At 60.6% G+C, this 21,126-nt stretch carries 16 protein-coding genes and 1 tRNA gene; 7 read left to right on the forward strand and 10 right to left on the reverse strand.

Going from position 1 to position 21,126, the window contains the following annotated elements; translation table 11 throughout:
• Window positions 1–15 precede the first annotated feature (15 nt).
• Together JNM85_03290 and JNM85_03295 are read left to right on the forward strand one after the other, a co-directional pair.
• On the forward strand, window positions 16–627 hold the full coding sequence (locus JNM85_03290) for a 2,3-bisphosphoglycerate-dependent phosphoglycerate mutase (protein ID MBL8087079.1): 612 nt from the start codon (window positions 16–18) through the stop codon (window positions 625–627).
• A complete protein-coding gene (locus tag JNM85_03295) occupies window positions 624–1,121 on the forward strand; it encodes a hypothetical protein (GenBank protein ID MBL8087080.1) in 498 nt (165 codons plus the stop codon). Before JNM85_03290 ends, JNM85_03295 begins: the two co-directional genes overlap by 4 nt.
• Before the next feature lie 307 nt (window positions 1,122–1,428).
• On the opposite strand, the gene JNM85_03300 is transcribed toward JNM85_03295, so the two are convergent.
• The 3 genes from JNM85_03300 to JNM85_03310 all read right to left on the reverse strand — a co-directional run bounded on the left by JNM85_03300 (window position 1,429) and on the right by JNM85_03310 (window position 8,704).
• Window positions 1,429–6,840, reverse strand: a complete 5,412-nt coding sequence (locus JNM85_03300) for a hypothetical protein (protein MBL8087081.1) — start codon at window positions 6,838–6,840, stop codon at window positions 1,429–1,431.
• Window positions 6,841–6,983: 143 nt separating this feature from the next.
• A complete protein-coding gene (locus JNM85_03305) occupies window positions 6,984–8,078 on the reverse strand; it encodes an Mrp/NBP35 family ATP-binding protein (protein ID MBL8087082.1) in 1,095 nt (364 codons plus the stop codon).
• Between the two features lie 14 nt (window positions 8,079–8,092).
• Window positions 8,093–8,704, reverse strand: a complete 612-nt coding sequence (locus JNM85_03310; GenBank protein ID MBL8087083.1) for an aminodeoxychorismate/anthranilate synthase component II — start codon at window positions 8,702–8,704, stop codon at window positions 8,093–8,095.
• Between the two features lie 105 nt (window positions 8,705–8,809).
• Between JNM85_03310 and JNM85_03315 the strand changes: the two genes are divergently transcribed.
• Together JNM85_03315 and JNM85_03320 are read left to right on the forward strand one after the other, a co-directional pair.
• Window positions 8,810–8,900 (forward strand) — tRNA-Ser (locus JNM85_03315).
• Window positions 8,901–8,914: 14 nt separating this feature from the next.
• Entirely contained in the window at window positions 8,915–9,877 is a 963-nt protein-coding gene (locus JNM85_03320; GenBank protein MBL8087084.1) for a lytic transglycosylase domain-containing protein, read from the forward strand.
• A gap of 1 nt (window position 9,878) precedes the next feature.
• On the opposite strand, the gene JNM85_03325 is transcribed toward JNM85_03320, so the two are convergent.
• From JNM85_03325 to JNM85_03335, 3 genes are all read right to left on the reverse strand, one after another.
• Window positions 9,879–12,122: a hypothetical protein gene (locus JNM85_03325; protein ID MBL8087085.1), complete on the reverse strand. Its 2,244-nt coding sequence runs from the start codon at window positions 12,120–12,122 to the stop codon at window positions 9,879–9,881.
• An 86-nt stretch (window positions 12,123–12,208) separates the two neighbouring features.
• Window positions 12,209–12,817 carry a DUF4230 domain-containing protein gene (locus JNM85_03330; GenBank protein ID MBL8087086.1) on the reverse strand — a complete coding sequence of 203 codons (609 nt, stop codon included), beginning with the start codon at window positions 12,815–12,817 and terminating at the stop codon, window positions 12,209–12,211.
• A 41-nt stretch (window positions 12,818–12,858) separates the two neighbouring features.
• A complete protein-coding gene (locus JNM85_03335; protein MBL8087087.1) occupies window positions 12,859–13,482 on the reverse strand; it encodes a DedA family protein in 624 nt (207 codons plus the stop codon).
• 51 nt (window positions 13,483–13,533) lie between these two features.
• Here JNM85_03335 and JNM85_03340 point away from each other — a divergent pair, with 51 nt between their 5' ends.
• A complete protein-coding gene (locus tag JNM85_03340; protein MBL8087088.1) occupies window positions 13,534–14,283 on the forward strand; it encodes a methyltransferase domain-containing protein in 750 nt (249 codons plus the stop codon).
• Between the two features lie 55 nt (window positions 14,284–14,338).
• Complete coding sequence (locus JNM85_03345) at window positions 14,339–14,983, forward strand: hypothetical protein (GenBank protein ID MBL8087089.1); 645 nt, start codon at window positions 14,339–14,341, stop codon at window positions 14,981–14,983.
• Here JNM85_03345 and JNM85_03350 read toward each other — a convergent pair.
• Complete coding sequence (locus tag JNM85_03350; protein ID MBL8087090.1) at window positions 14,980–15,360, reverse strand: hypothetical protein; 381 nt, start codon at window positions 15,358–15,360, stop codon at window positions 14,980–14,982. The two genes, JNM85_03345 and JNM85_03350, sit on opposite strands and share 4 nt — an antisense overlap.
• 143 nt (window positions 15,361–15,503) lie before the next feature.
• Window positions 15,504–15,944, reverse strand: a complete 441-nt coding sequence (locus JNM85_03355; protein ID MBL8087091.1) for a hypothetical protein — start codon at window positions 15,942–15,944, stop codon at window positions 15,504–15,506.
• A gap of 109 nt (window positions 15,945–16,053) precedes the next feature.
• Between JNM85_03355 and acnA the strand changes: the two genes are divergently transcribed.
• Window positions 16,054–18,735, forward strand: a complete 2,682-nt coding sequence (gene acnA / locus JNM85_03360; GenBank protein MBL8087092.1) for an aconitate hydratase AcnA — start codon at window positions 16,054–16,056, stop codon at window positions 18,733–18,735.
• Between the two features lie 176 nt (window positions 18,736–18,911).
• Here the strand turns inward: acnA and JNM85_03365 are convergent, their stop codons facing one another.
• Window positions 18,912–19,985 carry a glycosyltransferase gene (locus JNM85_03365; protein MBL8087093.1) on the reverse strand — a complete coding sequence of 358 codons (1,074 nt, stop codon included), beginning with the start codon at window positions 19,983–19,985 and terminating at the stop codon, window positions 18,912–18,914.
• Window positions 19,986–20,036: 51 nt separating this feature from the next.
• On the reverse strand, window positions 20,037–21,044 hold the full coding sequence (gap, locus tag JNM85_03370) for a type I glyceraldehyde-3-phosphate dehydrogenase (protein MBL8087094.1): 1,008 nt from the start codon (window positions 21,042–21,044) through the stop codon (window positions 20,037–20,039).
• Window positions 21,045–21,126 lie beyond the last annotated feature (82 nt).

Genomic DNA, 21,126 nt, shown 5'->3' on the forward strand with positions numbered 1-21,126 from the left:
GGGTACAACCTGGGTATGTCCAAACTCGTCCTCGTTCGTCACGGCCAGTCGCTTTGGAACCTGGAGAATCGGTTCACTGGATGGGTGGACGTCCCGCTCACCGCGCAGGGAATTGCCGAAGCGCGTCGAGCCGGGCAGATGATGCGCGCGGCGGGACTGACTTTTGAAGTCGCTTACACGAGTGTCCTGACCCGGGCGCAGACGACTCTGCAACTCATCCTTGAGGAGATGGGAGTGCAAGTCCCCACGATCCGAGACGTCGCCCTCAACGAGCGCCACTACGGCGACCTCCAAGGGATGAACAAGGACGATATGCGCGCACAGTTCGGCGAGGAGCAGGTCAAGATTTGGCGGCGCAGCTACGACGTTCCGCCCCCCGGCGGCGAGGCCTTGAAGAACACGGCCGAGCGCACTGTCCCCTTCTTCGAGCGGTGCATCATGGGCGACATCCGCCAGGGCAAGGACGTGCTCGTCGTCGCCCATGGCAACAGCAACCGCAGCATCGTCATGAAGCTCGAGAACCTGAGCAAAGAGGAAGTGCTTGAACTCAATCTTGAGACCGGGGTGCCTCTCGTCTACGACATCGAGCACGACGGCACCATCGCCCACAAGCAGACGCTCGCATGAAGCGCGCGCCTCTCTGGGTCACGCTTGGCGTAGCGACGACATTCGTGGCGATTGCTCAAAGTCAGTTGGCTGGCCAGAGCGCTGGGTACAAGAGGGCCGAGGCAGCCCTACGATCCGGCGGTGCGATACCCAAGAGCGGCAAGGACTCCGCTGGGCGCTCGTACCTCGTCACGCAAGCCAAAGTCGGAGCGACTACTCTGGATCTGCGCGTCACCCTCAGTCGGGACGACCGCATCGCCCTCTACGCGCTCAAACTGCCAGTGATTCGTGATCCGAAAAAGCTGACCCGAGACCACCTCTTGCGCTTGTTCATCGAGAGCGGCGAGTACGGCGTGGCGTACTTCGCTTACAGCATGGCCGAGAAGCGGCTGGAACTCCGCGAGCCGGTCCCAACCTCGGACTTGGGTCCGTCAACTCACCGCGACGCTGTCGCTCGGCTGGTGAACTTTGCGATGCTTACGCGCGCGATCTGGGATGACCCCGCGCTGAAGTAACGGGCTCTCAGTTACGCGAGGCGGCGAACCCGTTCGAACGTACTTCCAATTCGCTCAACCGCGAACGGACCGTGTCCGTCAGTTGGTCGGTCGCTTCTTCTTCGCGCTCCCTGCTGTCGGACCGCAACGCGAATGTTGCGATCAGCACACCGACCACAACTCCAATTCCAAAAAAAGTGATGCCCTTCGTCACCCGTGTTACTAACCTCTTCCTTTCATAACGCTTCCGCGGTGGAAAAGGTTCAAATGAACGCGGCCCCCGAGCTTGATGCTCGGAGGCCGCGAGTCTCGATCGCCGGGTCCTGAGTTAGTTCAGGTTGCGCTCGATGTAGAGGGTACTCGTGATCTTCGTATTCGTCGAGCGAACCGTCGCCGTGATCACGACACCGACGAGGCGCGTGACCTGGGCTGTTCCCACGTTGAACGTGATCGTCTTCGTACCAGCCGGGACCGTGACTGACGCCGGCATACTGACGAAGCCTGGCTTGTCGGCGCTCAGGTCAATGATCAGACCGCCCGCAGGAGCGAACTGGGTCAACGTCAGAGTCGCGGTCGAGGTCAGACCACCCTTGACGATCGACGGGTTGAAGGTCAGCGACGCGATGGTCGAGACCGAGACCGTGATCTGGGTGCTCTTCGACTGAGATCCGTTCGTGGCCGTGATAGTGACCGCCACCGGCGCAGACACCGGCAGGGTCGTAACGGTGAAGTTCGCCGTCGTAGCGCCAGACGCCACGGTCACCGTTGCCGGGACCGATGCCGCGCTGTTGCTACTCGACAGGTTGACCACCAGACCACCCGTTGGCGCAGCCGCGCCGAGGGTCACCGTACCGGTCGCCGTTGAACCACCGATTGGGCTCGTCGGGGCTACCGTGACCGATAGGAGCTCTGGAGCTCTTACGGTCAGGTTGGCTTGGGCGGTGAAGCCCGTTCCAGCGGTCGCTGAGACAGTTCCCACCACGTCGCCGCCGACCCGATTCGTTGTAATCGTGAAGCTGGCCGTGTTCGTGCCTGCCGGGATCACGACGCTCGTCGGGACCAAGATCGCCGAGTTGTTGCTGCTCAGATTAATGGTGAGTCCACCATCCGGAGCCACCTCGACACCCGCAAGGGTAATCGTTCCCGTAGTGGTCGAGCCACCGGTCACGACGTTCGGGCTGATGACCAAGCCAAAGCTCAGTGCACGGACCTGGAGCGTCGCCGAAGGCGTCGCGTAACCCGGCTTGTTCGCGGTCACGATCAGGTTCTGCGTCGTACTGACACCGAACGTATTGATCGTAAACGTGCCGGTAACGTCGCCCGGGCTGATGAAGACACTGGCGGGAGTCACCGTTCCAGCAGTCGTATTCGAATTCAAGAGAGGAATCGTGATTCCGCTCGGGCTTGCAGGACGGGCGAGGGTGACCGTACCGGTTACCGAAGCGCCGCCGAGCACGCTATTCGAACTGAGCGTGATGCTGACGATGTTGTTCCCTTCGATGATGAGCGACTGAGTGACGGACGTGCCGCTCAGCGATGCCGTGATCGAAGCAGCGATGCTTGTTCCCGTTACAGCCGAGGTACCCACCGTAAACGTCGCCTGCGTCGCCCCCGCCGTCAGCGGGATTGTTGCAGGGATCGTCACCGGTGCACCAGCCTGGCTGAGCGTGATGGACATACCAGCCGCCGCTTTACCATCCAAGAACACGGTGCCTACCGACGACTCGCCGCCATTCACCGTGCCCGGCGAGAACGAGAGCCCCACTACCGTTGCGGGTAGTAGTCGAAGCGCCTGGCCAAACCCGATACCATCGAGCGACGCGCTGAGATTTACGTCAGTCGGAGCTGCAACGCCCTGAGTATCGATGTTAAACGTCACGCTTTGCTGACCTTCGGGAACGGTAATTGTCGCCGGAAGACTGACGAGCGTGCTGTCCGAAGACAGGTTGATAGTAATGCCACCCGTGGGTGCAACTTGGAAGAGCGTCACCGTGCCTTGAAGCGTGTTGCCACCGGGCAACTCGTTCGAGCTCAGTGTGAAGCTATCGAGCCATGGGCGAACGTTCAGGCGGCGCACCAAGAAGTCGCCGTTCAGTTCAGCGCGTACGTCGCACGAACTGGGAACCGTCACCGGTCGCGAGAAGACCTGGAACGTCCCTACCGATTGGCCCTGAGGAATCGTGATGCGAATGCTCGTGGCGCCACCCACCGAAAGACGGGCGACCGATGGCTGGAGAACACGAACAGTAACCTGGGTCCCTCCCGCTGGCGCAGGATTCTGAAGGAATACTGCCCCATTGGACACGGCACCGCGTCCGCCTGCGATGAGATCCGGGGTCAACGTCAAGTCGGCAAGCGCCGGTAGCGCGATGCGCAGTTTGACGAGGAAACCGTCACCCGAAAGGTCTTCGTTGGTCTTGAACCCGAGATTCGTGATGAATCCGTTAGGCAAACCAATGGACTGACCGGCAACTGCACGGTTGGGCAGATTTGCTTGACCCGGGTGCGTGTTCAGCACTGCGGGATTGCCCTGCAGTCCAGGCCATCGCACGTCGGCAAAAGTTGTGAACACCCGATTCTCTGGGTTGTTGGCAGTTACCACCGAACCCATGCCAGCTTCGGTGCCGTAGGACAGGCTATAGCCGGAGAAGACGCTGAAGAAGTTGAGGTTCGTCAGATCCATCAGGTGGTATCCACCGGACTCGTACTTACCTCCAACGAAGACTCCGTCTGTAGCATCAACGCGAACCGAGAAGACGTCCTCGTTTCGATCCATGCCCAAATAGGAACCGTAGAGCAGCCCCGTCGCGCCTGAGTTCAAGACGCTGAGGAACCCTTCGGTACCCATCGTGGCATCGAAGAAGTGATGCTTCATCTGCAGTGCGGCTGCAACCGCGCCTGTGCCATTGCTATACGTCGGGTCATCTGCGGCCGTCTGGTTAGGTACCACAGGCCCGACGGGAGTTGTTCGAATGGTGCCCTGAGTAATCGTAATCGGCATGGTCTGGCCGGAACCGTAATCCATGCCAACCACGCCACCGATGTACGCGTTACCCCGACTGTCCACGGCAATGGTCCGCGGCTGGACCGAACCCGAAGTTTGCAGGTTCGTGCTGTAAACAAGTTGAGAAGCGTTCGGGTTGATCTTCGTCACCGTCACCACGCGGTTTGCGGAGAAGATCTGGCCAAAGGCACTGGCAGTTCGCGGGAAGTTAAACGAGCGAGCGATGCCCGCGACGTAGGCGTTCCCCAGAGCGTCAACTGCGATGGCGCAGCCATCGTCCGTGCCCGAGCCACCAAGCACTGCGCTGTAAACCAACAGGCCCGTCGTATCGTACTTGCGCACGAATGCATCGCGGAATCGGATGAGGTTTCCGTTGGTGAAGACACCGGTCGTGGTTGCAAACGTCGTCGAGGCAGGGCCCGTTGAGACGTTTTGCGTGGCAAGAACCGATCCGGTGACGTAAAGCCCGCCATTCGAATCCATGGCTGCACCAGCCAACACGGACGCCAATGATCCTGCGATGTACTGCGAACGCGGCTGGTCCACGGCAACCGTGTTGGCCCCGTTCGTGTACGTGAACTGAGTGAAGTAACCCGCTTGTCGCGGCAGCGAAGCGGCAGTCATCAAGTCGATGGGGCCGAGCGTGTTACCGAGAACCGTAATCTGAACTTGACCTGCGGCGCTTGGGAACGGCCGAACCAACATACTGCTGAGTCCGGTCGCAAACGAATCCTTACCGTCGACGTACTTGACGACTTCTGTTGTAAGCGGATCCAACTGGCCCGCCGACTTTGCCTCGAAGCGCATCAGGAAAACGCGGGACTGACTGCTCAGGTCCGGGTAGATCGCCCGGTGATCAAGCAATCTGCTGTTCGGAGTGTTCGTCGATGGATACGCCGCAAATGAGAAACCGGCACCGGTGTCATCGATCTCAAGCGATCGCTCATCGGTGTAACCCGTGTAGTAGCCGCCCAAGAGTCGGGTCGGCGCAGTGAAGTCGCTCGCGAAGACGCTCCGATCTGTTTGGTTCGCGTCGCGAGTTTCGATGGCGATGCGCTGCACATTCTGATCAGGATTGATCTGGAAAGTAACGATGTCATCCGGCAGGTTGCCTGGATCCACATTGACCTTATCACCAGGCAAGCTCACTGGAGCCTGAGTGAAGGCAGCACGAATGGCGGCGTCTGAAGCATTCCAGGCCATCCAGCGGGATTTTGTCACCGTCCCGTTTCGAGTGATCGAAAATCTGAACAGACCGCCGTTTGGCTTCAGCCCGAAGTCGCCATAGAAGTTGCCAGCATCGACCGAGTTGTCAGTGCCCGCAACCCAACCCACGCCGAGATTGCCCAATCCGTCATCCACAATAGAGTACGGCTTCGTCGGACAGTGGATCACGACCGGCTCGGCCAAGTTCTCGCCCGAAGCGAGGGTAATCACCAAGCGATCGTCCGGAAGTTGCCCGCCGGTCACGAGGAAACCACCCGCGGGTGCGCTGCCCAATGTGTTCAGCTCGGCCTGGATCTCCGCGTCGGTCGCGTCGAAGTCGATGGCCTGAGTGAACTCACCGCCAAAGCTCATGACGAAGTTGCCACCCGTGGGTGGGCCTTCGTACACGCCTGCCTGGACGATTTGGAACGGGGCGCCCTTGAACCCAAAGCTGGACTCGCCAGCGAGCCAAAGGTTGCCGTATTGGTCGACCTGCAGGAACTTGCCGACGTCGTTGCGAAGTCCGCCGAGGTAAGCGGCATAGCTCACGTCATAAGCGTCGCCGGTCAGAGCAACGACAAACGCGTCGTTCAGGTCGGCTCGGTTCAGACTGTAGATACCGGTGGTTATCGGGAAGAAATCGGATTCGGTCGAACCGGTGATGTACACCTGACCGTTATTGTTCGAGATCGAGTCTCGAACCTCGTCCGAACCAAAGTCGCCGCCGACGTACGTGCCGTAAACGACCGGGTCGATCACGAGCGGAAGGTTGCGGTCGTACGACCCAAGGTCGATGCCCACCGAGTTTTTGCCCGTCACGCGGAACCGCGCACTGACGACCGACTTGCGGCCGTTGACCGTCTGGTAGACCTTGAGGCCGGCTTGGCGGACCGTGCGGATCGAGGTGCGGATGAGCACGTCACCGGCGGAGTCCACTTCGATGCCCGAGGCACCTTCAAAAACGATCGAAGCTCCAGCGGGATCGGCGCCGGGCTTCAGGATGAGGTCATATCGAGGTTCGGAACCGTCAAAGTAGTACCGCGCATCCATGCCACGGCCCAGATTGGTGATTTGCGCTTCTTTGAAGCTGGGTACGCCCACGTGGTTCTTACCACGGTAGTAGAGGTAATCCGTCTTGTGCGCTGGCTCACCGACGCCACGGGCCACAGGCGCGCCGGAAACGGCACCCGTGAACTTCATGTCGACGACCTGACCGACTCGCTGCGTGTCCTGATTCACAAAGACGTCAAGTCGGATGCCCTGCTCGGTGATCCAGTAAGTCATCCCAGGGCGGCCTGCGCGGAAGAGCGCTCGCTCATCCCATTGGCCGTCATTGCGAACAAACACGTTTTGTCGCGATGCGCGCAATGCGTCCGTCGGAGACTTGACGCCACCGACCGCGTCCAGCAACAAATTCCCACCCTTCTGGGGGGCCACCGATGCGTCTTGTGCCACTGCCATGGACGGGGCTGCTGCCAGCACACCCATCGCAACACCAAGCGCGAGAAGTCCTTTACGAATTCCGATCACCAATTCCACCTCGAATGCGCAGTATAACTCTAGATTAATGCAAATGGGAACGCACAAGAGTGCGCGCCGCATGTTTGACGGTTATTCTCCCTGAATCGTGTTGCAATCTTTTGCAGAAATTTGCGGTTTCTCCGCAAAATCGCCTAGGCCGGGGTGAACTCGCCCTCTTGAACTGTCGCCTCAGACGACTCCCGGCCGATGGCCATGATGCTCGCTTGAGCGGCCAACTTGTTGGCGACTTGCCGAAACGCACGACTCTGCGCCTCCTCCGGGTGCGAGACAATGCTAGGTTCCCCGCGATCGCTGCACTCGCCGATCGCCGGATCAAGGGGGATCGAACCCAGGTAGGGGATGCGTAGCGTGTTCGCCAGCTCTTCACCTGTCGAACCCGAAAAGATGCGGGCCTCGGTTTGGCAGCTTGGGCAAACGAAACTCGCCATGTTCTCCACCACCCCAATCAGCGGCGCGTTCAACCGACGAAAGAGCGCGGCGGCCTTTCCCGCGATGTTTGAGGCCACGTGGTGCGGTGTCGTCACGATCAGGACGCCACTGATGGGGGCAAGCTGAGCCAACGACATCGGGGCGTCGCCAGTGCCGGGCGGCAAATCGACCAGCAGATAGTCAAGCTCGCCCCAGTCCACGTCAGCCAAGAGCTGCCGGACAGTGCTCGCCACCATCGGTCCGCGCCACAGCACGGCCTGACCCTCTTCCAGCAGGAATCCGAGCGACATCATGCTGATGCCAAATTTCTCGATCGGGACGATCTTCTGATCCCGGGTGTAGGGGCGTGCATCGGCACATCCCATCATCAGCGGAATGCTGGGTCCATAGACGTCCGCATCCATCAGCCCCACCTTCGCGCCAGACTGCGCGAGCGCGATCGCCAGGTTCATCGCCACCGTGCTCTTGCCCACCCCACCTTTGCCGCTCGCAACTGCGATGACGTTCTTGACACCGGGGACGAGGTCCTCGTTCTTCGGTTTGCGGGCGCGCACTTCGGCCGTCATTTCAACCGCGACCGCGGTGACACCCGGAATTGCGCGGACCGCCTCTTCGCACTGGCTCTTCAGTAGGTCCTTAACGGGGCAGGCTGGGGTGGTCAGCACGACTTGGAACGTGACCTCCTGGCCCGAGATGACCAAATCGCGAACAAAACCGAGCGTCACGATGTCGCGATGCAAGTCAGGGTCCTGGACACTGCGCAACGCATCGAGAACTTGAGATTCGGTGACGGCCATACCCACGATGGTACCTACGCCCTCTGCGCGCGAAACGACCGAGTCCAGTCAACGAAGTTCTGAACGATCTGCAGTCCGTTCTCAGTGAGCACCGATTCGGGGTGAAACTGAACCCCCTCTATCGGCAAGCGCTCGTGACGCAGGCCCATGATCTCGTGATCGTCCAGCGAGTGCGCCGTGGCGATGAAACCGGCCGGCACAGTGCTCGAACGCACCACGAGCGAGTGGTAGCGGATGGCCGAGAACGGATTCCGCATCTTTGCAAACAGCCCCTGGCCATCGTGCTCGACGAGACTCGCCTTGCCGTGTTTGATCTGCCCTGCTTGCTCCACAACCCCACCGGAGACATGCGCGATTGCTTGGTGGCCCAGGCAAACGCCGAAGATCGGGACATCCAATGCCGCATGCCCACCGGCGAGCGCGGTCTCCAGAATGTTCAGGCAAACCCCCGACTCACGCGGCGTGCACGGCCCAGGCGAGAGCATGATTCCCTCCGGCCTAAGCGCTTCGATCTCCTCGACGGTGATCGCATTGTTCCGGAAGACGCGTACCTCTGCCTGGCACATTCCCAAATACTGCACCAGGTTAAACGTGAAGCTATCGAAATTGTCGATGACCAGGATCACGGTGAAGCCGGTAGAGTACCGCGCGGCTCCCGCGCGAAACATGGAAAGAACCGTATGGGAAACATCCTCCGTCTGATCGCATAGAGGTACAATGGTTCGATCTGCGGAGAGATGGCTGAGTGGACGAAAGCGCCCGCCTGCTAAGTGGGTAGGGGGTTATGCCCCCTCTCGGGTTCGAATCCCGATCTCTCCGCCACCTTCCCAGCGATCATGAGGACAACATCGACGCTGACTCTGCTCCTCGCTTTCGCCAGCTACGGCGCAGCGCAATCCACCGACGCCTACCTCAAGGTGCGCAAGCAGTATGGGATCTCGCAATCGACCACGACGGCGGCGCTGGAAACACTTGTAGGGAAGCGGACGCTGGAAGTGCGCGGCATCGTGAAGGGCACCGTCTCCAGCGACGAAGGTGGCTACCTCTATCTTGAGACCGCCGACGGCGGCGATGTCACCGTCAAGGCGAGCGCCATTCCCGTATGGCTCCGAGGCGGCGATGTCACTGCGCGCCTGATCATCCATGCCGAACGCAAGGACGAGCATGGATCGCTCTCCGCCGAGCTTCTGGCCGCAGCGACCGACGAGTCCGTCGCCCGGTTCGATCAGCCCGAGAAAAAAGTCGGTCGGCCCACCCAGAAACCGACAAGCCGCGGAGCGATGACCCCCGCTCCTGCCACGCGCAACTGGAATTTGCCCGCGAGCGAAGCGCTTCCCTACTACACCGCCTTTATCCAGAAAACCAACAAGCGACTCACTGCTCCTCAGGCGGAAGAGATTGCCCGAGGTGTCATCGGTTTCAGCATCCAGTACGCCGTTGATGCGCGCCTCATCATGGCGATCGTCCTCTGCGAAAGCGGTTTCAACCCCAACTCAGTGAGCCACTCCGGTGCGCGCGGTCTGGGTCAGCTCATGCCCGGCACCGCCAAGTCGCTGGGCGTTTCAAACTCCTTTGACACCAACGAGAACCTATACGGCACCGTCAAGCTCATTCGCCAGCACCTGGACAAGTACAACAAGACGACCGATGACGGATTCGAAGCGCTGGTCCTGAGCCTGGCGGCTTACAATGCCGGCCCAGGGGCGGTTAAGCGGCACGGCGGGGTTCCTCCCTACCGCGAGACACAGAACTACGTCCGCAAAGTCACCCAGGTTTATCGTCAACTCTGTGGCTACTAGGTCACTCTTCTTCGAGATCCATCCCGCTCAGGTCCGGTCCGGAGTAGGTATTGCGACCAAAGATCGACTCCACGTCCATCGGATCGACCAGCACCTCGCGCGGGCGAGGGCCGTCGCGCGGACCCACGATGCCTCGCTCCTCCATCGCGTCCAGCAATCGCGAGGCGCGCTGGAACCCGATCGAGAACTTCCGCTGAAGCATGGAGGTGCTCGCTTGACCGCGTTCGACCACCCATCGGACTGACTCTTCCCATAGTGGCTCCGACTCTTGGTCGGCCATCTCGGCTTCTTTGTCCGCAATCGCCAAAGCAATCGGGTTGAGAACGTAATGCGGCTTCTCCTGGGCCTTCCAGTGCTTGCAGACCTGCTCGATCTCAATCTCGCTCACGTAGCAGCCCTGGATGCGCGTAGGCTTCGTGGCGTCGATCGGCAAGAAGAGCATGTCGCCCTTACCAACGAGTTTCTCCGCGCCCGCTTGATCGAGAATCGTGCGCGAGTCGATGTGCGACGAGACCGCAAACGCCATACGACTCGGAATGTTTGCTTTGATGAGGCCGGTAATGACGTCAACCGAAGGTCGCTGCGTGGCGATGACCAAGTGAATTCCCACTGCGCGGGCAAGCTGGGCCAGCCGCACGATGCTTGTTTCGACCTCGGCAGCGGCCTGGATCATGAGATCCGCAAGCTCGTCGATCACCACGACGATGTACGGCAGCTTTTCCGCAAAGGTCGCCTTCTCGTTCCATCCGTCGATATTCCGGACCCCTCGCTCGCTCATGAGGTCGTAGCGGATGTCCATTTCACGCCACACCGCACGCAAGACGCCTGGTGCCTCCTTCACGTCTTTCACGACCGGGCACATCAGGTGCGGGATGCCGTCGAAAAGTGAAAGCTCCACCCGCTTGGGGTCGATCATCACCATGCGCACATCCTTCGGCGTGTTCCGCATCAGCAGGCTCGTGATGATCGTCGCCAATCCGATCGACTTGCCCGAGTTGGTCGCGCCGCCGATAAGCAGGTGAGGCATCTTCGTGAGGTCCGCAAACTTCGGTCGACCACTGACATCCTGCCCGAGTCCCACGATCAACCGGCGCGGCTCATCAACAAACTCCTTCTGTTCGCAGAGCTCTCGCAGCGTCACCATCGCGGCCTTCGTGTTCGGGACCTCGACACCGATTGCATTCTTCCCCGGGATCGGAGCTTCAACTCGAACGTGCGAAGCGGCGAGGCTCATGGCGATGTTGTCGGCCAGCGCGGAGATGCGACCGACGCGGATTCCCGGGCCAAGCTGCACCTCATACCGGGTAATCGTCGGTCCCGTGGCAATCTCCACAACGTTCGAATCGATACCGAATTCCTCAAGGGTGCGCTCTAGTGTCGCGATGTTGCGCTGCATTTCGTCCGGCGAGCGCTTGCTGCGTTCACCGGGGCTCGAAAGAAGCGTCGTTGGCGGCAGTTCGTACCCTTCCTTGGTGGTCGTCTCCAGGGTGACGGTCTCCATCGACCGGGTCTCGCGCACCGTTGGTGCGGTTCGGGTCCTCGGTGGTGCCTGGGTCGCCTTGGGATCGGGGCGCGGCTCGTCGTCCGAAGCGGCGCGAGCATTGACCAGCGCCTGCCGCAGCGCGCTACGCCGGACACTTCGTGACTTGTCCGGTACTGATTCGTCCCCTTCGATGCCGCGTGGAGCGGCGACCGCCGCTGGCGAGGGTCGGCGTAGCGGCGACACGGCACGAAGCAAGTCTCTAAGCGGATGGTCGATGCAAAGGACCAGCCCAACGATGGCGAGCACCGCGATGCCAACCCACCAGCCGCGTCCCAACAGTTCATTGCACGCCCAGCCGACGATCGCCCCGAGATAGCCGCCCGAAGCCGCAACGGTGTCGGGATCGAAGAAGTCGCCTTGCCGCGTCTGCGCCAGACCCCCGACCACAGCCGTCGCGATGAGCGTGATGCCCCAGGACATGCGTCCGATTTCGAACCGTTTGCCGCCCATGATGAGCCCGCCTCCAAGCAGGGTAAGCGCAAGGGGGAACACCCAGGCAGCGCGGCCAAACAGATTGCGGAAAATTGCTTGGAGACCATCGCCGAGCACGCCCGCTCGTCCAACGGCAAGCCCGATGAACAGGACCAATCCGACCGCTACGATCACGATCCCAAGCACATCGACAGAGCGATGCGAGGGGGGCGGTGGGGCCTTTGGTTTTTCGGCGGTCTTTCTTGCCACCGGGCGCGTTGTGGTGGGCATCCTTGCTACCAGTCTCCTTGAAGTTTAGTCGTGCTCGTCCATGAGCCTGACCGCATTATACGCGCAAACTCGACGCGCTCCCGCAATTAGGTCCCGAACTCGACCGTTACCGGCACCTGGTGGGACTCACGGATCAGGGTCTCGACCCGACGACGCGCCTCGGTTTGAGCGGTAGCGAGGATCCCTGCTCGGACACTAGCTTCGCTGACCGTGCGTTTGGCCGAGTCGACCGCTTTCAGCGGCAGATTCGCGTCTTGCCAGAGCAGACCGCGACGGTACGAGTGGATCTTCGCGTGGATGTGCGGTTCGTACACGGTGGGCATCGGTATGCGCACCACGACTCCGGTGGCGGACCGACGCACCTGCACCTGGCCTAGGTCCACCCCCGCTTCGACCGTTCCCGTGATCGACACTAGCGCGCGATTGGCGGTCGTGGCACCCACGACGCTCGCCGCCCCGGGGATCCATTTGGCCCACTCGGCAGGCGTTCGCTGAGTCTCGTAGGTGAAGACCTGATTGTAGGCGTGCCGAGCCGTGTGCAACTCGCCCAGTGCCTGGACCCGATCGAGGATGAGCGGTGTGGGATCCATAACGCCTCCCTCGCCTCGCGAACGGCTTCCTGAAGAGAGCAGCACGATCCCCGCGATTCCGGTCACCGCCAGACCTGCCCAAAGCCATGATGGTTTCAGCCTCATGTCTCGTGTGACGCGCGGGCGTGTCGACTCGTTCCCGGGTCCTAGGCCGCCTTGGGGTCTTTTCGGAATCGGTACAGCAGAAACCTGCCGATGAAGAACGCGAGCACCGCCAGAACGACGACGTCGAGGTACTTCATGTACTTATCGACCGCGTGCCAGTTCTCGCCCAGCTGCCAACCCACAAGCGCCCAGAAGTAGCACCAAGGCAAGCTCCCAAGGAACGCATAGAGCATGAACACTTTGAAATCAGCACGGAAGAACCCGGCGGGCAGGGAAATGAAGGTGCGCACCAGCGGAATAAATCGACCCCACAAGGTGACGATGAGCCCGTGCTTCTTGAACCAGCGCTCCGCATGCTCGATTTCCTTGGGCCGCAGAAGGACGAACTTCCCGTACTTCATCAAGAAGTCTTTCCCCAGGAGCGCACCCACCCAATAGCTCACACCGCTCCCAATGGTCGCTCCAAAGGTGCCCGCGAGCGCGACCGCGTGGATGTTGAACTTGCCTTGTTGAGCCAGCATGCCGCCAAACGGCATGATCACCTCACTCGGAATGGGAATGTTGGCGGCGTCCAACCCCATGAGCAGCGCAATGCCAGGGGTCCCAATGCTCAGAATGATGCCTTCGGCCCAGGCCTTGATCGGGTCGATAAGCTGCTCTAACATGCAAGCCGATTATGGCAGGCTCAGGCTCGCGCGGGTACCTTGACCTGAGAAATGAGCACGGGACCCTTCGAGACTTGGCGCGACTTCTTCGACGCCATTGCCCCCACCTACGAGCAGAACGAATTCACGAAGAACACCCTGGTCGAAGTTCAATTCTTGCTTGACCACATGAACCTCGCGCCCGGAGCGCGCATTTTGGATGTCGGCTGCGGCACCGGCCGGCATGCGATTGAACTCGCCCGTCGCGGCTTTTCCGTCGTCGGAGTCGATTTCTCGGGGCAGATGCTCTTCGAGGCCAAACGAAACGCGGAGAGCGCGGGTGTCAACGTTGATTGGATCGAAGCGAACGCGACCGAGTACATCTGCGCCACCCCCTGCGACGCCGCGATCTGCTTGTGCGAGGGTGCCATCGGGCTCATCGGCCACGACGAAGACGCTCTGACCCACGACCTATCCATCTACCGAAACATCGCCGCTTCGCTCAAGCCCCAGGCCCCGTTCATTCTTACGACGCTCAATGCTTACGCGATGATCCGGCGCATGACAGACAAGGAGATCGAGGCCGAGGCGTTCGATCCGGCGACGATGGTGGCGCGATATGCCGATTCTTTCGAACTCCCAACCGGCTCCACAACCGTCTACATCAAAGAGCGGCGATTCATCCCGCCCGAGGTGATTTCGATGATGCACCACGCGGGGTTCGACGTTCAACATGTGTGGGGCGGAACCGCTGGCGAGTGGGGCGAGCGGCAGTTGAAGCTGGACGAAGTCGAAGTGATGTTCGTTTCGTTCAAGCGATGATCGCGGATTGCCAAGAGACCTAGAGTCGCTTAGCACGTCCGATACACTGAGGGAAATGTTAGCGAGTCTGGCGCTTGCTACGATAGTGCTGCAAGATGTAAATCGGATGGGGCTGAGCTCCGCCGATATCCTTCGCATGGGTCGATCGCAGTGGGTGGAAACGTACGTCAACCACTTTGGCAAGACTTCCTCGGACTTGGTCACCGCCCAATCGACCTACGGCGAGGTCCTCTTCGAGTTCAACGAGAGCCAGCTCAAGAACAAGTCTGCTGCCACTCGCGCTGCCCTCCGTGGACTGCGGCGCTACGCGATCGACTTTCAGATGAACCTGATCGACCTCAAGGCATGCTTCAGCGGCGGAGGAACGATGTGGGCTCCGATCCGTGCGGGGGTGGTTGCCGACGTCGAAGAGCTTTTGCAACCGCTGGTACTGGGCCGCTGCCGACCTCAGAATCGCTGGACTGCGGTGGCGCTCGAGAAGAATTTCGACTACATCAATGCGCAGATCGGCCGCAACTCAAAGGCAATGGACCGGGCAAAGGATGCGGAGATCAGCTCCAAGGCCGCACGTTCCTTGCTCAAAAGTGCGCGAAAGTCGTTTGACAGGATCGCCGAGATCGCCGGTAAGCGTAGCCAAGACGAATCCGACTGGATCCTCGAATTCTGCAACGGACAGTTGCAGTTCGACGACGTACTCTAGCTCTTATTCTCGACCTTGGACAACTTCTTCTTTGGGTCGTCCAAGTCCGCCAGGGTCTTCATATCGTCCGAGAGCGTCATCCGCGCACCTTCTTTGAAGGCCTTTAGAGCGGTGTCAAGCTCCTTGCTCTTCTGCGGCATAGATTTTTGGACTCTTTCCAACACGTTGATGTATTCCGTGGCGGGCTGGCCATTGATGGATTCGAACTTCATGGTGACGACCCTCTCGCTCATGCTCCAGGTGCCGTTCATCGGGGAACTCGCTGAGCCCATCTGAGTTGAGCCTGACCACTTCTTATCCTGCGAGAAATTGATAGTCAAGTTCGCGCCTATGTCCGTTCCTGTCCATTCGCCAACGACCGCCTGTTCGGGGGACATTTTGGAGCACCCTGCAGCCAAGATAGAAAGAGCGACAAACGGAAGAGCCGACCGAAATTTCATGGCGACAGGATATCACGTAACGGGTGGGCCACTCACATCAAAGACGCTAATAGGAACCGTCCGGCTCGCGACCGATAAGCCTAACTCTTGGATTCGACTTTGATCAGTTTGTTGGTCGGGTCCCCCTCTTCGATCATGGACTTCATATCGTCCGAGATCGTCATCCGTGCGCCAGCTTTGAACGTACTGATGACCTTGTCCAGCTCCTTGTCCTTTGTAGCCGCAGCCTTCCCCACCGATTCCGCCATCTTGATGAAATCTGCGATCGGCTGGTTGTTGATGGACTCAAACTTCATGGTCAGGACTTTGTCGCTCACGCTCCATGTGCCTTTCAAGGGGACGGGCACCGGACCCATTTGAGTTGATCCGGTCCACTTTTTGTCCGAGGTGAACGTGACGGTTGCCTGCGTCGCACCCGCAGCCTTCCACTCGCCAAGGACTGCCTGTTCGGGCGACATCTTAGAGCAAGCTGCGAGGATGAGTGGCAATGCGAGAAGGGGCAAGGCAGAGCGGAACTTCATCCCGCCATCATACTACGGCTGACACAGGTGACCAACCGTATCGAAGGGGCGACTCACCCCGGAGAGGTAAACTGAGCCTCACTTTTCCGAAGGAGATCCCCCCTTATCCATGAACAGCTTTGGCACTCTTTCAAGCCTGAACGTCGGCGGCAAGAACTACTCGTACTATCGCCTCAAGACGCTCTCAGACCAGGGCCACAACCTTGAGCGACTGCCGGTCACCCTTCGTATCCTGCTCGAGAACCTGCTCCGAGCCGAGGACGGCGGGGTCGGCGTGACCAAGACGGATGTCGAAGCGCTCCTCAAGTGGGAATCCAAAGCCGAACCGAGCAAAGAGATCGCCTTTATGCCCGCCCGAGTGTTGCTCCAGGACTTCACCGGAGTACCGTGCGTGGTCGACCTAGCCAGCATGCGCGATGCGATGGCCGCCCTCGGCGGTGACCCGACCAAGATCAACCCGCTGCAGCCGGTCGAACTCGTCATTGACCACTCCGTCCAGGTCGATGCCTACGGATCGGCCGCGGCGCTCGAAATCAACCGGGATCTCGAATTTGAGCGCAATCAAGAGCGGTACGAGTTCCTTCGCTGGGGACAAACGGCATTCACGAACTTCAAGGTCGTGCCGCCCAACACCGGCATCGTCCACCAGGTCAACCTTGAGTACCTTGCTCGCGTCGTCTTCATCAATGACAATGGAGTCGCATACCCCGACACGCTCGTAGGTACCGACTCGCACACGACGATGATCAATGGCCTGGGCGTCCTGGGTTGGGGCGTTGGCGGTATCGAAGCTGAGGCAGCCATGCTCGGTCAACCCAGCAGCATGCTTATTCCCCAGGTCGTCGGTTTCAAGCTCACCGGCAAGCTGCGCGAAGGAGTCACCGCCACCGACTTGGTCCTGACCGTGACTGAGATGCTCCGCAAACACGGCGTGGTGGGCAAGTTCGTCGAGTTCTACGGTGAAGGGCTTTTCGGCCTGCCCCTGGCCGACCGAGCGACCATCGCCAACATGGCACCCGAGTACGGCGCGACGTGCGGCTTCTTCCCTGTCGATGCCGAGACTCTGCGCTACCTGCGGCTCAGCGGCCGCAGCGAAGAGCTGATCGCCGTCATCGAGGCGTACATGCGCGAGCAGGGACTCTTCCACGAGCCCGGCACCCCCGAACCGGAGTTCAGCAGCAAGCTCGAACTGGACCTCGGTGTGGTTGAGCCCAGCGTGAGCGGACCCAAACGTCCGCAAGATCGGGTAACGCTCAGCAAGGCGCGAGAAAGCTTCACCAGCTTCTTCCCCGACGCGCTCCCGCCTGCCACCGCCGCTGCGGGCGGCACTGCCGTCCTTGAGCGAACCGCGACGGACACGCTCCGCCACGGAAGCGTCGTCATCGCCGCCATCACCAGCTGCACGAACACGAGCAACCCGAGCGTCATGATCGCCGCGGGCCTCGTCGCGCGCAAGGCTGCCGCCCGTGGTCTCAAGCCCAAACCGTGGGTCAAGACTTCGCTTGCACCAGGCTCCAAGGTCGTGACGGAGTACTTAGAGCACTCCGGGCTGGCCGCTGATCTCGATCACATCGGATTCAACACCGTCGGCTACGGCTGCACGACCTGCATCGGGAACTCAGGCCCACTTCCCAAGGAAGTCAGTGATGTCGTCCAGGCGCAAGACCTGACCGTGGTGAGCGTCCTGAGCGGCAACCGCAATTTCGAGGGGCGCGTGAACGCCGAGGTTAAAGCGAACTACCTGATGTCGCCACCGCTTGTGGTCGCGTACTCCCTGGCTGGCACCATCGACATCGACCTGGCAAACGACGCTATCGGTGCAGACCAAGATGGCCACCCGGTCTACCTGCGCGACATCTGGCCCACTCAGCGCGAAGTCGCTGAGGTGGTCGAAGGCAGCATCAATCGCGAGATGTTCCAGCGCACCTATGCAGGCGTCTTTGAGGGTGACGAGAAGTGGCAAGCGATCGAAGTGGGCGAAGGCCAGCGCTACCAGTGGCAAGGCAACTCCACCTACATCAAACAAGCCCCGTACTTCGAGGGCATGAGCAGGACCGCGCCCGAGCGCGTCAGCGAACTAGGTTCGTTGAAGTGCCTCGCGATCCTCGGCGATTCGATCACGACCGACCACATCTCCCCGGCCGGATCCATCAAGGCGACTTCGCCGGCAGGGCAGTATCTGGCAGAAAACGGTGTCCGACCGCACTTGTTCAATTCTTACGGCTCACGTCGCGGTAACCATGAGGTCATGGTGCGCGGCACTTTCGCCAATATCCGCATCAAGAACAAGCTCGCCCCCGGCACGGAAGGCGGGGTAACGACGTACCTCCCGACCGGAGAAGTCATGTCCATCTACGACGCGGCGATGAAGTACCAGGAGTCTGGAGTCGGAACCGTGATCCTGGCGGGCAAGGAGTACGGCAGCGGAAGCAGCCGTGACTGGGCCGCCAAGGGGCCGATGCTGCAGGGCGTCAGAGCCGTCATTGCCGAGAGCTACGAACGCATCCACCGCTCGAACCTGGTGGGCATGGGAATCCTTCCGCTGCAGTTCCAGACGGGCGAGTCGGTCGAAAGCCTCGATCTAGGTGCCTTCGAGTCGTTTGAGGTCCAAGGTCTGACCGAAGCGATTGCGACCGGCTTTGCCAACGGACGCAACCTGGAAGTCAAGGCGACTGCGGCAGACGGATCGACTCGGTCGTTCACGACTCAGTGCCGAATCGACACTCCCCAGGAGATCGAGTATTACCGACACGGCGGCATCTTGCTGTACGTGCTTCGCTCGCTCCTCTAAGTGACATCGCGCCAGCCTATGCGTTCCGTATGGAGGCATCGACAATGGCTCGAAGTACCTGCGCGAAGTCCTTTTCCTCGGTCCCAATCCATCCTGCGACGTGCCGATACTCCCAGACCATGAGAGCGGCGAGTGTACCGCAAGTGTTAATAACGATTGGGTCTGACAGTAGCTGTCTACTCGGCTGGGGGGCCTCCGTACGTCCGACCCTTCCACTGCACTGCCCCCTTCAGGTGCCAGTGCGCCGAACGAAGGAACGTGTAGCCCGCCGCCACAAGGACAAGCGGCATGAGCGGCGCAAGCCAGACGGACCGCCGGACTGCCAAGCAAGTGATGATCCCTGAACCCATCAGCAGCAAGTACGCCCAGCCCGGCGGGGTCAGCGAAAGCCCCGCCAGCCCAAAGAAGAACGCCGCCATCGCCAGCGTCCCCGCAAGGGTGCCCGTGATCTCGTACGAATTCTTCGACATCCCGTCGAGCGCCTCACGAAACGAGTGGTACATGCGTACCGCCATCACCTGCGAGAGATCCATCACCTCGACGCGGATGCCGCGCTTGGCCAGCAGCCGCCCAATTCGCACGTCCTCGAGAATCACGTCTCGCAGCGTTTCGTGCGGATTGACGTCCCAATAGGTCGATGCCCGCCACAGCACAAACTGCCCGTTCAAGAATCGGTTGTGTCCCACACCCAGCCGGGCAACGATTCCAAGTGGGTTCGCGCAACCCAAAATCCACGGCACCCACAAGAGGTACGCGTTTTCGAGTAAGTCGCCGCGTGCCCCCAACAGCTCGGGCATGCCTGTCAGCACAGGGTTCCGCACACCACGGGTCGCGGCCATGTTCCGCACCGCCTGGACGAACCCTGGTTTCGGCTTCACATCGGCGTCCAAGAACAGCATCCACTCGCCATCGAACGCCTCGGACGCCGCCCGCGCGAGCTGCGCGCATGCATGGTTCTTACCGGTCCACCCATCGGGCAGCGGCCCTCCGCGGATGAGAGTAGCCCCAAACTGCTTGGCCACCGCCGCTGTTTGGTCAGTGGAGTCGTCGTCGTAGACGAAGGCTGTTGCCCCTTGGCGTTGCAACTCGGGAAGCAACTCTGCGAGGTTCTGTTCCTCGTTCCGTGCCGGAATGAGGATGGCGACGGGAGGATGCTCACCAGGCGTAGGCAAAGCCCGGCGCATCAGCAGCATGTTGCTGAGCCCAACCAACAAAAAAACCGCGAAGATGCAGCAGGCGATCAGGCTCATGGAAGTTGTGGCCGCCGCGCGAGCCCGCAGGTCGCGCGGCGGAAAGAGCGATTAGAGTCGGTCGCCCATGAACTTGACGAGATCAGCGATGCGGCAGCTGTAGCCCCACTCGTTGTCGTACCAGCTGACGACCTTCACGAAATTGCCCATGCCGATCGTGTCAACCGAGCTGAAGATCGAGCTGTACGCGTTCCCCACGAGATCGCTGCTGACGAGTTCTTCGTCACTGTAGTACAGGATGCCCTTCATGGGGCCATCGGCGTACTCCTTCATCGCGGCGTTGATCTCTTCCGGAGAAGCGTCCTTGTTCAAGATCGCCGTGAAGTCCACGACCGACACCGTTCGGGTCGGGACGCGAAACGCCATGCCCGTGAACTTGCCCTTCAGTTCAGGAATGACCAAACCAACAGCCTTGGCCGCGCCGGTGCTGCTCGGAACGATATTCTCGGCCGCGGCACGTGCGTCGCGCAAATCCTTGGCCGCGGTATCCACGGTGCGCTGCGAGTTCGTGTAAGCGTGCACCGTCGTCAGTAGGCCTCGGTCGATGCCGAATCGATCGTGGAGCACTTTGGCCACCGGGGCTAGACCGTTCGTGGTGCAGCTCGCGTTCGAGACCACGTGGTGGTTCTTCGGGTCGTACATCCCCTCGTTCACCCCCAGCACAATCGTTACGTCTTCATTCTTGGCAGGGGCCGAGATGATCACCTTCTTCGCGCCGCCGGCCAAGTGCGCCTTGGCAAGCGTGGCATCGGTGAATCGGCCGGTCGCTTCGATGACGATGTCGCAACCAAAGTCGCCCCACGGGATCTGCGCTGGGTCGGTCTGCGCAAAGACCGCAAGCTTGTCACCATCGACGGTGATCGAGCTCTCATCGTGCGTCACCGTGCCTGCATAGGGGCCGTATGTGGTGTCGTACTTGAAGAGGTGGGCGTTCGTCTTCGTGTCCGTCAGGTCGTTGATGGCCACGACGTCAAATTGACCCCTGTAGCGGGCGAGCATCGTGCGAAGGGAAAGCCGTCCGATGCGGCCGAAACCGTTGATTCCAACTTTTACTGCCATGGTCCTACCAGTGTACCGGGGGGGCTGGTAGCCTCGCCGGGTAAACTCGTGTCCGCAACCGGCCGACGGCGTCCGTGCGTAG

The sequence above is a fragment of the Chthonomonas sp. genome (assembly GCA_016788115.1).
In the GTDB taxonomy this organism is placed as follows: Bacteria; Armatimonadota; Fimbriimonadia; order Fimbriimonadales; family Fimbriimonadaceae; genus UBA2391.

Coding starts and splice junctions, on each gene's coding strand:
- JNM85_03290 (MBL8087079.1), top strand. CDS start 16: ATGTCCAAACTCGTCCTCGTTCGTCACGGCCAGTCGCTTTGGAACCTG.
- JNM85_03295 (MBL8087080.1), top strand. CDS start 624: ATGAAGCGCGCGCCTCTCTGGGTCACGCTTGGCGTAGCGACGACATTC.
- JNM85_03305 (MBL8087082.1), bottom strand. CDS start 8,078: ATGGCCGTCACCGAATCTCAAGTTCTCGATGCGTTGCGCAGTGTCCAG.
- JNM85_03320 (MBL8087084.1), top strand. CDS start 8,915: ATGAGGACAACATCGACGCTGACTCTGCTCCTCGCTTTCGCCAGCTAC.
- JNM85_03325 (MBL8087085.1), bottom strand. CDS start 12,122: ATGCCCACCACAACGCGCCCGGTGGCAAGAAAGACCGCCGAAAAACCA.
- JNM85_03330 (MBL8087086.1), bottom strand. CDS start 12,817: ATGAGGCTGAAACCATCATGGCTTTGGGCAGGTCTGGCGGTGACCGGA.
- JNM85_03335 (MBL8087087.1), bottom strand. CDS start 13,482: ATGTTAGAGCAGCTTATCGACCCGATCAAGGCCTGGGCCGAAGGCATC.
- JNM85_03340 (MBL8087088.1), top strand. CDS start 13,534: ATGAGCACGGGACCCTTCGAGACTTGGCGCGACTTCTTCGACGCCATT.
- JNM85_03345 (MBL8087089.1), top strand. CDS start 14,339: ATGTTAGCGAGTCTGGCGCTTGCTACGATAGTGCTGCAAGATGTAAAT.
- JNM85_03350 (MBL8087090.1), bottom strand. CDS start 15,360: ATGTCCCCCGAACAGGCGGTCGTTGGCGAATGGACAGGAACGGACATA.
- JNM85_03355 (MBL8087091.1), bottom strand. CDS start 15,944: ATGAAGTTCCGCTCTGCCTTGCCCCTTCTCGCATTGCCACTCATCCTC.
- acnA (MBL8087092.1), top strand. CDS start 16,054: ATGAACAGCTTTGGCACTCTTTCAAGCCTGAACGTCGGCGGCAAGAAC.
- JNM85_03365 (MBL8087093.1), bottom strand. CDS start 19,985: ATGAGCCTGATCGCCTGCTGCATCTTCGCGGTTTTTTTGTTGGTTGGG.
- gap (MBL8087094.1), bottom strand. CDS start 21,044: ATGGCAGTAAAAGTTGGAATCAACGGTTTCGGCCGCATCGGACGGCTT.